The organism is Virgibacillus sp. CM-4, assembly GCF_000445495.1.
GTDB classification, from domain to species: domain Bacteria; phylum Bacillota; class Bacilli; order Bacillales; family Amphibacillaceae; genus Virgibacillus; species Virgibacillus salexigens.
Genome location: NZ_AUQA01000006.1, coordinates 714,065 through 727,873 on the forward strand (window position 1 = coordinate 714,065; position 13,809 = coordinate 727,873).

Below are 13,809 nucleotides of genomic sequence, written 5' to 3' on the forward strand. Positions count from 1 at the left end.
ATCCCTCCATCTTATTTAATTAAAGAGTTACTATCAATAATTAGAGCAACTTCCCCATCTCCAAGAATGGTTGCTCCTGAGATAGCGAATGTATTGGATAAATAGTTTCCTAATGATTTTAGTACAACTTCTTGCTGTCCAATAAAGGAATCGACAATTAACCCTGTCAACTTCTCCCCTTTTTTAACAATTACTACAGAAAGGTACGGGTCTTCTTCATCTGTAGTAGGTACCTCAAAAATATCATTAAGAAAAGAAAGCGGGACGACTTTCCCACGAAAGTCAATTACTTTTGTGTTATGTGCATGCATAATGTCATCTCGATGTATAATTGCCGTTTCAATAATTGAGGATAGTGGTATCGCATATTTTTCTTGTTGCAATTCAATCAGTAAAACGGAAATGATTGAGAGTGTTAATGGCAGCTGAATGGAGAATGTCGAACCTTGATTTTGCTTAGCATCGATTTGAATTCGACCGCCTAATGACTCAATCGTATTCTTAACCACATCTAGCCCCACACCTCTTCCTGATATATCTGAAACTGTATCAGCTGTAGAAAATCCGCTAGCCATAATTAACTCAAACACCTGTTGATCCGTTAATAATTCAGCTTGATTTTCTGTAATAATCCCCTTCTTCAATGCTTTTGATAAAACTTTCTCCTTATTAATGCCGACCCCGTCATCTTTTATCTCAATAAATACATGATTTCCACTATGATATGCTTCTAGCTTTATGGTTCCTTTTTCTTGTTTCCCTTTTGTTAGTCGCTCTTCAGGCTTCTCAATACCATGGTCAATTGCATTTCGAATTAAATGAACCAAAGGATCCCCAATCTCATCAATGACGGTTCGATCTAATTCTGTTTCTGCACCAATAATTTCTATGTCCACGTTTTTCTGTAAATCTCTTGCTAATTGTCTTATCATTCTTGGGAATCGATTAAATACTTGTTCAATTGGCACCATACGCATCGTTAGGATAATATTTTGTAAATCATTCGATACACGTGACATATGTTCTACTGTTTCTTGTAAATCAGCATGTTCTAAATCAACTGCTAATTGCTCTAATCTTCCTCGATCCACAACAAGTTCTTCAAATAAATTCATTAGTATATCTAATCGTTCAATATTTACACGGACTGTTTTATGCGTAGCAGTCTTCGTCTGGTTCTTTGTCCCATCAGTGATATCCTTGGTTGTCTCTTTCTCTTGATTTCTCAGTTCCTTCGACTTTTCCAGATTTTCTTCATAAGCTGTAACAGAGAAAGGACAAACATCCACTTTTTCAATCTCCGAGACTTTGTTGATACTGCTCGCAATATACGCTTTTGAATGTTCCGATATGAATAAAACGGTAAATGATTGATCGAATTCCTCTTCTTCTAACTGATTAACACTAGGCTCCGATTTAATAATCTCTCCCATTTTTTCGAGTACCTCGAAGACCATAAATACTCTCGCACCTTTTAATAAACAGTCTTCTCTTAATGTTACTGTTATTTCAAAATTCGTATATCCACGATCAGCTGATTCTTTTAATATGGTTAACTCAAATTCATCTACTTCCTGCAAATATTGCTTCTTTTTTTCAATGGTTGATGTTTTACTTGTACTGGATATTGTCACTGCTTCATCTGTTTCAATCCGCTTTAATTGATCAACAATTTGTTCTACATTACGGGATCCATCTCCCCCAGTAGAAATATGTTCTACCATTGCATTCAGATGATCAACTGCATCAAATAAAATATCAATTACTTCGGCATTGACGACTACGTTGCCCTCTTTAATTGCATCAAACACATTTTCTAACTTGTGTGTTAAATTAGCTAGATCATTGTAACCCATCGTGGCAGACATCCCTTTTAATGTATGAGCAGCACGAAATATTTCTTCAACAATCGATTTATCCTGCGGTTTCTTTTCTAACACTAATAATTGATTATACAAAACTTCTAAGTGTTCGTTACTTTCATCAATAAAGACACCCAAGTATTCCGTTGTATCCACCTATTTCCCCTCCATTTATACTAATTTGGTAATTAACCTACTTATTTCTAGTAAAGGCAATTCTTGATTAACTAAATTTGTCCGAACCGCTGCTTTTGGCATTCCATGTACAATCGCCGTCTCTTCAGACTCCGCGATAACCATCGTGTTTTCGTCTGTTTCCTTTAATTTTTTTATTCCTTTCGTCCCATCACTTCCCATTCCCGTTAGAATAATCGCTAGTTTATTCACGCTTTCTATTTCAGCAAGCGAATGAAATAACGTATCAACAGCGGGACGATGTCCATTTACCACCGCTTCTTTCGTAAGAACAATTGAGGTAGTTGCTCCAACGACTTTAAGTTTCATATGTAAATTACCAGGTGCTATATATACGGTGCCATTCACTATAACTTCACCGTGAATCGCCTCTTTTACCTTCAGTGCAGATGATTGATCTAATCGTATGGCAAGTGACTTTGTAAACCCCGCAGGCATATGTTGTACGACAAGGATCGGAGCATTAATTGTTGCTGGTAAACGAGCGATAATTTGTTGTAACGCTCGCGGGCCGCCAGTAGAAGTTCCGATTGCTACAATATTTTTTTTGTAGTTCGTAGAGAATGCTTCTAATTTTGAAACAGTCATTCTATTGTTTTTACTTCGTTCACCGACTGGAAAGGTTATTCTTGAAGCCATAACCACTTTTTGAATAATATCTTGTTTCATTGACTCAATATCTAAAGATATTGGACCAGAAGGTTTTTCGATAAAATCTACTGCGCCACTTGAGATGGCTTGGACTGTTTGTTTCGTAGAATCATTCGTAGCACTGGACAACATAACTACAGGGACTGGATATAGATTCATCAACTCCTTTAGCGTTGTAATCCCATCCATAATTGGCATCTGAATATCCAGCGTGACAACATCAGGGCGCAGCTCTTTTACTTTTTTAAGCCCATCCTCTCCATTTCTAGCTGTACCAACTACTTCTATTCGATCATCGCTGTGTAACATGTCTGTAAGGACCTTACGCATAAACGCAGAATCATCAATAATAATAACTCGTATGAAGTGCATATAAGATTACCTTTCTTTCACGATCTGTTTTAACTTCTGTAAAAAAGAGGAGGAAGTGAAATCCTGTCTATTATTCTGTGTTTTAAGATAATCGCCTGCCATTTTCCTCATCGCTTTAGAAATAGTAGACCTTTCTTTTTCAACGAAAAACGGTGTCTGGTTAATAACTGCCTGATTTACCGTTTTATCATATGGAAGTACACCTAATGCACCAATTTGAACATGAAGAAATTGATCGACAACCTTTGTAAACCGTTCTAACAGCTTCCAACCTTTGTTCCCTGATTGGGAGCGGTTCATTATAACCTGTATAGGAATGGTATGATTATAATGAAGAATATGTTTTATCATACTGTATGCGTCAGTAATAGCTGTTGGTTCTGGTGTGGTTACAATAAAACATTCGTCTGATGCTAACACGAAAGACATTGCATCCCGGGTGACTCCAGCCCCCATATCGAATATAACGTAATCATAAAGACCTATAACTTGGCCATATTGATTGAAAAACAGTTGTTTATGATGATCCTTCATGGAAAAAATAGAAGATAAACCTGAACCTGCTGCGATATAGTCAAGGTTTCGGGGGCCGGTCTGAATAATTTCAAAAAGAGAAAGATTATCCTCGAACATATCAATCATTGTTTTTTCTACCTGCAACCCCAATAAAATATCACTATTCCCCATTCCTATATCCATATCAACAACCAGAACTTTTTTACCGCTCTCTATTAGCGCCAAGGAGAAATTAACGGTTATATTCGACTTTCCAACTCCATCTTTTCCGCTTAGTACAGCTATCGTTTTTGAGTTATACGGTTGGTTGAACGTTTGCATCTTTTGACGAAGTATCGCCGCTTGATCATATTTCATTATGTTCACCTAAGATAAAGTTGGAGATCATTTTGGCATCAGGTCGCGTTATGTCATCAGGTACATTTTGCCCGTTCGTAATATAGGCAATCCCTATTTTTCTTCCTAAAGTAATATTTAATAAACTTCCATATTGTCTCGTCTCATCCATTTTCGTAGCAATAACTGCTTTTATTGCGATACTTCTGAATTGATCATAGATATCTAGAATGTCCTTTGGTTTAGCGGATAAGGATAATACTAAAAATACTTCGGATGCTTCGTTCGTTGGTAAACCTTCTTGGAAGTTAATTACATCTTGATCATTTCGAAAATTCCTACCTGCAGTATCAACAAATATGAGATCATAGGCAGCGAATTTCATAATCGCTTTTTGTAATTCTTCATTTGAATACGCTACTTCTAAAGGTACATTTAATAATTGAGCATACGTTTTTAATTGTTCTACAGCAGCGATTCGATACGTATCTGTTGTTATAAAGGCAATACTTTTATGCTCCTGTAATTTGGATGTTGCAGCAATTTTTGCTAATGTTGTAGTTTTGCCAACACCAGTTGGCCCTACAAAATAGATAATTTGACTTTGTTCTGATATACCTTCAAAATGAGTGGATTGCAACCGCCTTTCAATCTCCTTATTCACTTCTTCAGCAAGCTCAGAAGATGAATGATGTATCTTTGCTGTTTTTTCTCGCTCGATAACTGCTTCCATGATGGAGGTTGCTATTTCAACCTCAACTTCTTGCTCAAGTAATTGATTATATACTACTTGAAAATCAACTGGGTATTGGATACCTTGAAGCGAAGATTGAAATAAAAGCTTTTTTACTTGTTGTAATTCCTCTAATACATTTGAGTTAGATTCTTGTTTTGGTTCCTTCGCCTGCCGTTTCTCTGCAGTCAATCCTTCTTGACGGGTTTGGTTATAAATCAGCGGGTCAGAATCTTTCGCAGCTACAACTTCAATTTTCGTTTTTTTGCCAAGCCCAAAGATACGGCTCCCCCGCTTCACCTCTCGAGAATGTAGAATAACTGCGTCCTTACCTAACTCTTTTCTGATTTGTTTCATAGCTTCCGGCATCGAATGAGCCACATATTTTTTCACCTTCAAGCAATATTCACCACCCCAACACTTTGTACTTGTACATTCGGTTCTAACTCATTAAAGGATAAGACAACCACCTGTGGTAAAAAGCGTTCGATTAATTGTTTTACATACATACGTACTGCTGGTGAACATAGGAGGAGTGCATTTTCTTCTTGCAACGTTAGCTTTTCTACCTCTCCTTGTGTCTGCTCAATCAACTTCTGTTGGATATCTGGTTCCATTGATAAATAGCTGCCATGCTCTGTTTGCTGAATACTATCAGCGATTGCCTTTTCAGCCTGCGCTGACAGTGTCACTACTTTTAGGCTTTTATCTGCTTCGGTATACTGCTTGGTAATCTGTGCAGATAAGGATTGCCTGACATACTCTGCTAGTAATTCGGTATCATTCGTTAACTTTGAAAAATCTGCAAGTGTTTCAAAAATGATAGGTAAATTTCTTATGGAAACTTTTTCTTTTAATAATTTGCTTAATACTTTTTGTAATTCGCCCACTGCTAAGGGCTCTGGGGTTACTTCTTCTACCAAAATTGGAAAAGATTCTTTTAAATGATCAATTAACTGTTTTGTTTCTTGTCTACCTAGTAGCTCATGCGCATGTTGTTTAATTACCTCGGTTAAATGAGTCGATACAACGGACGGTGGGTCTACTACGGTGTATCCCGATAATTCAGCTTCATCCTTTACCTCTTCATTTATCCATTTTGCAGGAAGACCAAAAGCTGGTTCTGTTGTGTTTACCCCTTCCATGTCATCATTTTCAATATCAGGTGCCATGGCTAAATAATGATCAAGTAGCAATTCACCATGAGCGACTTCATTGCCCTTAATTTTAAGACGATATTCGTTTGGATTTAACTGAATATTATCTCTAATTCGTACGACCGGTATTACAATTCCTAGTTCAATTGCTAATTGCCTGCGAATCATGACAATTCGATCAAGCAGATCTCCACCCTGGTTCGCATCTGCAAGCGGGATTAATGAATAGCCAAATTCAAACTCAATTGGATCCATATTTAATAAATGTACGACATTTTCTGGAGACTTCATCGCAGAGCTCTCTGTCTGATCCTCTTCCTCTACATCAGGTTGAATAACTGTTTCAGATTGTTTTAATAACATGTATCCGCTTAAAGCGAGTAAACCAGCTAAGATCGTTGTTAAAAAGAAATTAATTGGCGTTAAACCTAGTAAAAAGACGGTACCCGCAGCAATAAATAATAACTTAGGATATTGCATAAGCTGTCCAGTAACATCCGTACCTAAATTGCCTTGTCCAGCCGTTCTGGTCACCACAATACCCGTAGCAGTAGAAATAAGAAGTGCTGGTATTTGACTAACTAAACCATCCCCTACGGTCAAACGCATAAAGGTATTAATCGCTTCTTGAAATGACAGATCCATTTGAACCATGCCGATAATTAATCCAAAAATAATATTAATTAAAACGATAATAATACCTGCAATAGCATCCCCTTTAACAAACTTACTGGCACCATCCATGGACCCATGAAAGTCCGCTTCTTTCTCTATTTTTTCACGGCGCTCCTTTGCTTGTTGTTCTGAGATTAACCCTGCATTTAAATCAGCATCGATACTCATCTGTTTACCTGGCATCGCATCTAAAGTGAAACGCGCAGCAACTTCAGAAACTCTCTCTGATCCTTTGGTAATTACAAGAAATTGAATAATCACTAAAATAACAAAAACAACGAACCCAACAAGGGGGTTTCCACCTATAACAAAAGAACCGAATGTATCAACAACACCTCCAGCATCTGCCTCCGACAAAATGGATCGAGTGGTCGAAACATTCAGACCTAAACGAAATAATGTTAATAGCAAAAGAAGTGTTGGAAATACAGAAAACTGCAGAGCTTCTTGTGTATTCATTGATACTAAAATTACAATAAGTGCCAAAGAAATATTACATAGAATAAGTACACTTAGCATCCATCCTGGTAATGGAATAATTAACATAATAATAATTAAAATAACACCTAAAAGGACGGATAAGTCTTTTGCTTTCATTGAGGTCTCTCCTTAATGCCTAAACTTTGTTCTCCAGCTTGTATACATAAGCTAATATTTCTGCAACAGCTTTAAAAAATTCTTCGGGAATCACTTCACCGATATCCACCGAACCATATAAGGAACGGGCAAGCGGCTTGTTTTCTACAGTAATAATCTCATTTGCCTTAGCTATTTCTTTAATCTTCCAGGCGACTTCATCTGCACCTTTAGCAAGAATATAAGGTGCACTTGCCTTTGCTTCATCGTATTTAATCGCTATCGCAAAATGAGTTGGGTTTGTTATAACTACATCAGCTTGCGGAACTTCACTCATCATTCTACGAGTTGCCATTTGCCTTTGTTTTTCTTTTATTTTAGATTTAATTAAAGGATCCCCTTCAATATTTTTATACTCGTCTTTAATATCTTGTTTTGACATTCTCAGGTTTTTTTCATAGTCGTAACGCTGATAAACATAATCAAGCACAGATAGAACTAGTAGAACAATTGTAGCCGTAATCCCCATCACCATCGTTACCTGACCAAAGAAAGCAAGGGCGCTATCGGCCGTTTTAAAAGCAAGCATCATCATATCATCTTTGTAAATCCAAATAACCGCAAACGTAACTGCACCAATACAAACAATCTTTAATAATGACTTTAGTAATTCTACTAAAGCGCGCACGGAGAAAATCCGCTTCGCTCCCTGAATTGGGTCAATTTTCTTTAAATCAAATTTTATCGATTCTGTAGTGAACAGAAATCCGATTTGCAAAAAGTTGGAGGCAATTCCTGCAATTAATGCAATCAGCATAATTGGCGCTAAGATTTTAGCAATTTCAACAGTAGCCCCAGTAAACAATTGATGTACCGTTGCCTCTGTAACATCCCAATGAATGAATTCTGTAAATGTATGTTCAAATAAGGAAGTCATTCCATCCTTCATCGAGCTTCCAAACACAAAAAGAACGATAAATGAAAATAATAATAAAATCGCGGTATTTACATCTTGGCTTTTAGCTACCTTACCCTTTTTACGTTCATCTTGTCTCTTTTTTGGAGTGGCCTTTTCAGTCTTTTCCCCAGCAAAAAACTGTAAATCTATTTTTAGCTGCATGCTATCCACCTCCGAATAATTGCATTAAACCTCGAATAGTAGTGAATAGTATTTCGAATAAATGCTTTACTAAAACAACGTATAAGCTCATAAAAAACAATAAAGCTACAAAACTAACGAATATTTTTAATGGGAGACCAACAACAAATACATTTAATTGTGGTACAGTTTTTGCCACAATGCCCAGGGCTACATCTACAAGAAATAAGCAGCCCACAATAGGTATCGCTATTTGAAAAGCTATTAAAAACATTTGATTAAACGTTTCTATTACAAATTGAGCAATGTTTTCGTTTTGAAAAGGAATGAACCTATCGATAGGTATAAAATGATAGCTATTTACTATTCCATCTATTAATATGTGATGGCCATTCACCGATAATAAGAATAATAAAGCAATAATATAAAAATACTGGCCGGTTAACGGACTCTGAGCGCCTGTTTGCGGATCAATTACATTAGCAATTGCAAATCCCATCTGAAAATCAATAAAACCACCAGCAATTTGTACAGCGGAAAGAATGATATAGGCAATTAAACCGATTAGAAGGCCCACTAGCGCCTCTTTCATAATCAAAAACAAATAGGTCCCATCAAAGGCAATACTTCCTCCATCTACTGTATAAAATATGAGGAAAGCCAAGAAGAAGCTAAGACCAAGCTTAAACGGTCTAGGAATAGTACGATATGAGAATAATGGCATCGTTGCAAAAAAGGCTACAACACGTACTAAAATTAATAAAAAAACTGGAAGACTATTAACATCAATAACATCTAACATACATTACCCTACAAACTGATTTATATTTTGAAATAAATCGGAAGTAAACTCTACCATTTCCGTCAGCATCCATGGTCCAAAGAAAATCAGGCCAACTAATACAGCAACAATTTTCGGGATAAAGGCCAAGGTCTGTTCTTGTATTTGTGTTGTCGCTTGGAAAATACTCACTAACAATCCAACCGCCAATGCTAAAATTAATAATGGACCTGTCACTAACAAGATTGTAAATACGCCTTTTTCAGCAAGACTTAAAACAAACTCACTGCTCATCGAATAGATCCCCCTTTAATGCTTTCTTAAAAACCATCTAGTAGTGAATGCGTAATTAAATACCAGCCATCCACTAAGACAAATAATAAAATCTTAAATGGTAATGAAATCATTACAGGAGGTAACATCATCATTCCCATTGACATCAAAACACTAGCTACTGCCATATCTATAATTAAAAATGGTACAAATATCATAAACCCCATTTGAAACGCCGTTTTTAATTCACTAATGGCAAATGCCGGTACTAACGTAGTAAGTGGAATCGCTTGTACTGATTCTGGCTGCTCCAATTCAGCATAATTCAAAAACAGTGCCAAATCCTTTTGTCTCGTATGTTCAGCCATAAATTCTTTAATGGGTAAACTAGCCCCTTCATAGGCTTCATCTAGCGAAATTTCTTCTTTAAATAATGGTTCTAAGGCTTCGTCGTAAATCTCATTAAACACCGGAGCCATAATAAAAAAGGTTAAGAAAAGAGCTAAGCCAATTAACACTTGATTCGGTGGCATTTGTTGCGTTGCTAAAGAAGTTCGTACAAATGACAGTACAATAATGATTCTAGTAAAACTTGTCATTAAAATTAAAATACTCGGAGCAAGTGACAAAATTGTGAGTAAGAGTACAAGCTTAACCGAAGTTGCTACATTTGTCGGATCGGAACCAGAAAACATATCGATAAATTCATTCATGCTTATCTTCCTTTTGCTTGTTGAATTGTTTTATTAAGTCAGTTCGATTTTGCTTGAGTTTATCCAGTTCCTTTGCAAAAAGACCATCAAAACTTTCTTTTCCTTTTGAGCTATGGGGTCTCCCATTTACTCCTATTTTATGAAACAATGAAAAGAATCCATCATCCGAATTGGAGCTATTTCTTCGAGTTAATTCATCAATAAATGATTGGTCTGTAATTTCTCGTAATAACTCCACATTTTCGCCTACACCGATTAAATAATAGTTATTACCTACGCGAATAATTTGTATGGACTTATTCTGCCCAAGTGATATACCACCAAGATTCTCCAACGTCTTCACTTGACTGAATAAAACATTTCGTTTTTTGATAAATCGTAACAGGAGATAAATCAGTCCCAATACGAGCAATAATGCAAATACTAACTTCACCATACTTAACCATAATGGGTCAGTCTGTGTCTTCACTTCACTCTCATTTTCCGAATTCGACGTAGGTGCTTCTTCTGTTTGTTCACAATCTTTCTGTTGTTCAATACAATCATTTACAGATGTTGTTTCTGCAGCTATTTCTCTTGGTGTCAGTATCAGAATAAAGAAACATAAAATGATGCTACAGAAACAGATATATTTTCTCAATATTCTTCACTCACTTTATTCATGCAATGCCTTTTGAATTGCTTCAATCACGCGTTCTGCCTGGAATGGCTTAACAATAAAATCTTTTGCTCCTGCTTGAATGGCATCAATGACCATTGCCTGTTGTCCCATGGCTGAGCACATAATGATTTTTGCGTTTGGATGTTTTGCTTTTATTTCTTTCAAAGCACTTATTCCATCTTTCTCTGGCATGGTAATATCCATGGTGACTAGATCAGGTAAAACATCCTCGAACTTCTCTACCGCTTCGCCTCCGTCTTGCGCCTCAGCCACTACTTCAAATCCATTCTTTGTTAAGATATCTTTAATCATCATTCGCATAAAAGCTGCATCATCTACAATTAAAATACGATTTGCCATTTTAACTTCCTCCTATGAATCTATTCATTGATTATTTTAATTTCATTATTCGATCTGTCGGACTAGCAATATCCGTAACTCGCACGCCAAAGTTCTCATCAATAACGACAACTTCACCAGTTGCAATTAATTTCTCATTTACTAAAATATCTACTGGCTCACCGGCTAGTTTGTCTAGTTCAATAATTGATCCAGAGGATAATTCTAAAATATCTTTAATAGAACGTTTGGTTCTTCCTAACTCGACAGTAACTTTTAGTGGAATATCTAACAGCATGTCTAGATTACGTTGTGTTTTATTAGATAATTGGATTGGTTCAAATTCAGAAAAATTCGCTTGCTCGATCGATTGTTGATAAGTTGTTGCATTCCCTAAAACATGCGTTTCATCTTTTTGTTCGGATGTAAGTGATTGACTTTGTTCGTGATTAAACATAGGCACCTCCACTTGCTCCAACGCAGCTGAAGATTCTTTCTCCGCTGGTTCTTCATGTAATAATTGATTAACAAGTTCCTTAGCAAACTGGACTGGCATTAGTTGCATAATATTCGAATCTATTAAATTACCAACCTTTAATTGAAACGATACTTTAACAAATGGGTTTCCATCTAAGGCAATTTCCGATTGATTATCAGGATTTTCTAAATGAATGGTTGGAGGTGAGATATCTACTTTTTTCTGAAAGACCGTAGACATACTCGTAGCAGCGGCCCCCATCATTTGATTCATCGCTTCCTGTACCGCACTAATATGAATTTCGTTCAATTCATCTGTGGGGTTCGTACCATCACCACCAAGCATAATATCGGAAATAACTGCAGCATCCTCGGCTTTAATTACAAACACATTTTTCCCAGTGAAGCCTTCCACATAGTTCACTTGAATACTAACTGGTTCAAATGTAAAAGCTTCTAATTCTTGCTGCTCCATCACAGAGACTTTCGGTGTAGTAATTTCAACTTTTTGATTTAATAACGTTGATAAAGTAGTTGCAGAGCTACCAAATGAAATATTTCCAATTTCACCGAGTGTATCTTCTTCTATGCTCGTTAAATACTGCACTGTGTCGGATTTATTGTCAGATTCATTATCTTGTTCTGCACTAACTTTCAATAGTGCATCAATTTCTTCTTGAGAAAGCATTCCATCATTCATGACCTTCGTTCACCTCTTTAAATTCTTCCATTATCTGTACAGACAATCTATTTTTATAAGTACCTGGTTGTACGAAGAATTTTGGTTGGTTGTTTACTGCTAAAGTAAGTGGACTTTCTATCGTATTATTTAAACGAATCACATCATCTTTATTTAGCTGTAAAAATTCCTCTATCGAAATATCGGTTTCACCAAGTACAGCTTTTAATTCTATGGCTGCTTGCTGAACATTCTTTGTTAATTTCTCGTATGCAGCCTCATCTCTGTCCTTACTAGATGTTTGCATCCAATAATGTACAGAAAGTTTAGAGATAATTGGTTCTAAGACAATATGAGGAATACATATGTTAATCATCCCTGTAGCTTCTCCAATCGTTGTATTTAATGAGACTACAACCACTGTTTCATTTGGAGATACCATTTGTAAAAACTGCGGATTTACTTCAAATTCTTCAAGGACCGGATCAATCTCTACAATAGATGCCCAGGCTTCTTTCAGTTTTTCACTTGCTTTTTCAAACAGCTGTGACATTAAAATGGTCTCAATTTCTGTTAAGTTCTCTACTTTATTTAGACCACTTCCTGCTCCTCCAAGTGTGCGGTCAAGCATGGCATAAGCTATATTAGGGTTAACTTCCATTACTAGTCTTCCTTCTAATGGATAAACGCTATATGTATTAAGAATCGTCATTTTCGGTATAGATCGAATGAATTCCTCATAAGGGATTTGATCAACGGATGCAACTGAAATATGAATATATGTTCTTAATTTTGCAGATAAGAAAGTGGTCAGTAAACGTGCATAATTCTCATGAATTCGCGAGATACTTCGAACTTGGTCTTTAGAAAACCGTAAGGCACGCTTGAAATCATAAACTCGAACTTTTCTTTCCTTATCTTCCTTCTTTAATTCTTCGGCGTCCATTTCTCCTGATGTAAGAGCGGATAACAGTGCATCAATCTCGTTTTGAGAAAGAACTTCATCTGCCAATTGATTTCACCTCCATTATGGAGTTCAAATACGTAATTTTATTGCAAGATTTTATTAATTGTATAAACATCTGTGACCTTCCCTGACGTCATTACTTCATTAATTTTGGTTTTTACTTTTTCTTCTAAGTTTGTTAAACCTGTTTTGAAATCTTCCTCTTCCATTGTAGTTAGTTCTTTGATCAGTATATTTTTTAATTGAAAATCACGGTTACCCAACTCCTCCTTTGCTTCTTTGCTATCTGTAATGACTTGAAATTGAATGCGAACAAAGCTGTCATCATTAAGATCCGTTGTAATTTCGGGAGTCTCATAAGCATAATCTTCTATTTTTTTTATAGATGCTGCACTCCCTTTGTGGTTATTCGGATCCATATTCCAAAAGATCATGAACGCAGCGATTCCGCCAATAGCTAATATAGCTACTGAAATCATCATCGTTTTCACCAAACTACTCACTTTGGTCATTGACCTCCTTCTGTGTAACTACGAGTCCGATTTGCTGATAGTAATTCTTGACTAACTGGAGTACCTCATCTTGTTTATTGTTAACAACCAATTTCTTTCCATTTGTTAACGTAATCGTAGTATCAGGAAATTCCTGAATTTGTTCAATTAGAATTGCATTTAATGTAAAAACTTCTCCATTTAAACGTGTTAACGAAATCATCTTATAGGCGGGAGTGTCTTTTAAAACACCCCC

General features: G+C 36.3%; 15 protein-coding genes. All 15 read right to left on the reverse strand.

Translation table 11 applies throughout. From position 1 onward, the window contains the following. Positions 1-11 precede the first annotated feature (11 nt). Genes M948_RS36900 through M948_RS36970 form a run of 15 tightly spaced genes read right to left on the reverse strand, consistent with a single transcriptional unit; the run spans position 12 to position 13,776 of the window. Positions 12-2,018: a chemotaxis protein CheA gene (locus tag M948_RS36900; RefSeq protein WP_021291556.1), complete on the reverse strand. Its 2,007-nt coding sequence runs from the start codon at positions 2,016-2,018 to the stop codon at positions 12-14. Between the two features lie 15 nt (positions 2,019-2,033). Then, entirely contained in the window at positions 2,034-3,080 is a 1,047-nt protein-coding gene (locus tag M948_RS36905; protein ID WP_021291557.1) for a protein-glutamate methylesterase/protein-glutamine glutaminase, read from the reverse strand. A gap of 6 nt (positions 3,081-3,086) precedes the next feature. Then, positions 3,087-3,953, reverse strand: coding sequence for a MinD/ParA family protein (locus M948_RS36910; protein ID WP_021291558.1), 867 nt, complete (start codon positions 3,951-3,953; stop codon positions 3,087-3,089). Beyond that, complete coding sequence (flhF, locus tag M948_RS36915) at positions 3,943-5,058, reverse strand: flagellar biosynthesis protein FlhF (RefSeq protein ID WP_231378699.1); 1,116 nt, start codon at positions 5,056-5,058, stop codon at positions 3,943-3,945. Before flhF ends, M948_RS36910 begins: the two co-directional genes overlap by 11 nt. Before the next feature lie 2 nt (positions 5,059-5,060). Next, complete coding sequence (gene flhA, locus M948_RS36920; RefSeq protein ID WP_021291560.1) at positions 5,061-7,094, reverse strand: flagellar biosynthesis protein FlhA; 2,034 nt, start codon at positions 7,092-7,094, stop codon at positions 5,061-5,063. A 19-nt stretch (positions 7,095-7,113) separates the two neighbouring features. Further along, entirely contained in the window at positions 7,114-8,193 is a 1,080-nt protein-coding gene (gene flhB, locus M948_RS36925) for a flagellar biosynthesis protein FlhB (RefSeq protein WP_021291561.1), read from the reverse strand. 1 nt (position 8,194) lies between these two features. Beyond that, positions 8,195-8,974 (reverse strand): flagellar biosynthetic protein FliR, encoded by a 780-nt coding sequence (fliR, locus tag M948_RS36930; RefSeq protein WP_021291562.1) that lies wholly within the window; start codon positions 8,972-8,974, stop codon positions 8,195-8,197. A 3-nt stretch (positions 8,975-8,977) separates the two neighbouring features. Then, positions 8,978-9,247, reverse strand: a complete 270-nt coding sequence (fliQ, locus tag M948_RS36935; RefSeq protein WP_021291563.1) for a flagellar biosynthesis protein FliQ — start codon at positions 9,245-9,247, stop codon at positions 8,978-8,980. A 26-nt stretch (positions 9,248-9,273) separates the two neighbouring features. After that, on the reverse strand, positions 9,274-9,939 hold the full coding sequence (fliP, locus tag M948_RS36940; RefSeq protein WP_021291564.1) for a flagellar type III secretion system pore protein FliP: 666 nt from the start codon (positions 9,937-9,939) through the stop codon (positions 9,274-9,276). After that, a complete protein-coding gene (locus M948_RS36945) occupies positions 9,932-10,579 on the reverse strand; it encodes a flagellar biosynthetic protein FliO (RefSeq protein WP_021291565.1) in 648 nt (215 codons plus the stop codon). Before M948_RS36945 ends, fliP begins: the two co-directional genes overlap by 8 nt. Positions 10,580-10,594: 15 nt before the next feature. Continuing rightward, entirely contained in the window at positions 10,595-10,960 is a 366-nt protein-coding gene (locus tag M948_RS36950) for a response regulator (RefSeq protein WP_021291566.1), read from the reverse strand. Positions 10,961-10,991: 31 nt separating this feature from the next. Beyond that, a complete protein-coding gene (fliY, locus tag M948_RS36955) occupies positions 10,992-12,116 on the reverse strand; it encodes a flagellar motor switch phosphatase FliY (RefSeq protein WP_021291567.1) in 1,125 nt (374 codons plus the stop codon). After that, positions 12,109-13,107, reverse strand: coding sequence for a flagellar motor switch protein FliM (gene fliM / locus M948_RS36960; protein ID WP_021291568.1), 999 nt, complete (start codon positions 13,105-13,107; stop codon positions 12,109-12,111). Before fliM ends, fliY begins: the two co-directional genes overlap by 8 nt. Before the next feature lie 38 nt (positions 13,108-13,145). Further along, positions 13,146-13,574 (reverse strand): flagellar basal body-associated protein FliL, encoded by a 429-nt coding sequence (gene fliL / locus M948_RS36965; RefSeq protein WP_021291569.1) that lies wholly within the window; start codon positions 13,572-13,574, stop codon positions 13,146-13,148. Further along, a complete protein-coding gene (locus tag M948_RS36970; protein ID WP_021291570.1) occupies positions 13,558-13,776 on the reverse strand; it encodes a flagellar FlbD family protein in 219 nt (72 codons plus the stop codon). Before M948_RS36970 ends, fliL begins: the two co-directional genes overlap by 17 nt. Positions 13,777-13,809: the final 33 nt, after the last annotated feature.

Coding starts and splice junctions, on each gene's coding strand:
- flhB (WP_021291561.1), bottom strand. CDS start 8,193: ATGCAGCTAAAAATAGATTTACAGTTTTTTGCTGGGGAAAAGACTGAA.
- fliR (WP_021291562.1), bottom strand. CDS start 8,974: ATGTTAGATGTTATTGATGTTAATAGTCTTCCAGTTTTTTTATTAATT.
- fliQ (WP_021291563.1), bottom strand. CDS start 9,247: ATGAGCAGTGAGTTTGTTTTAAGTCTTGCTGAAAAAGGCGTATTTACA.
- M948_RS36905 (WP_021291557.1), bottom strand. CDS start 3,080: ATGCACTTCATACGAGTTATTATTATTGATGATTCTGCGTTTATGCGT.
- flhA (WP_021291560.1), bottom strand. CDS start 7,094: ATGAAAGCAAAAGACTTATCCGTCCTTTTAGGTGTTATTTTAATTATT.
- fliP (WP_021291564.1), bottom strand. CDS start 9,939: ATGAATGAATTTATCGATATGTTTTCTGGTTCCGATCCGACAAATGTA.
- fliY (WP_021291567.1), bottom strand. CDS start 12,116: ATGAATGATGGAATGCTTTCTCAAGAAGAAATTGATGCACTATTGAAA.
- M948_RS36910 (WP_021291558.1), bottom strand. CDS start 3,953: ATGAAATATGATCAAGCGGCGATACTTCGTCAAAAGATGCAAACGTTC.
- fliL (WP_021291569.1), bottom strand. CDS start 13,574: ATGACCAAAGTGAGTAGTTTGGTGAAAACGATGATGATTTCAGTAGCT.
- M948_RS36950 (WP_021291566.1), bottom strand. CDS start 10,960: ATGGCAAATCGTATTTTAATTGTAGATGATGCAGCTTTTATGCGAATG.
- M948_RS36970 (WP_021291570.1), bottom strand. CDS start 13,776: ATGATTTCGTTAACACGTTTAAATGGAGAAGTTTTTACATTAAATGCA.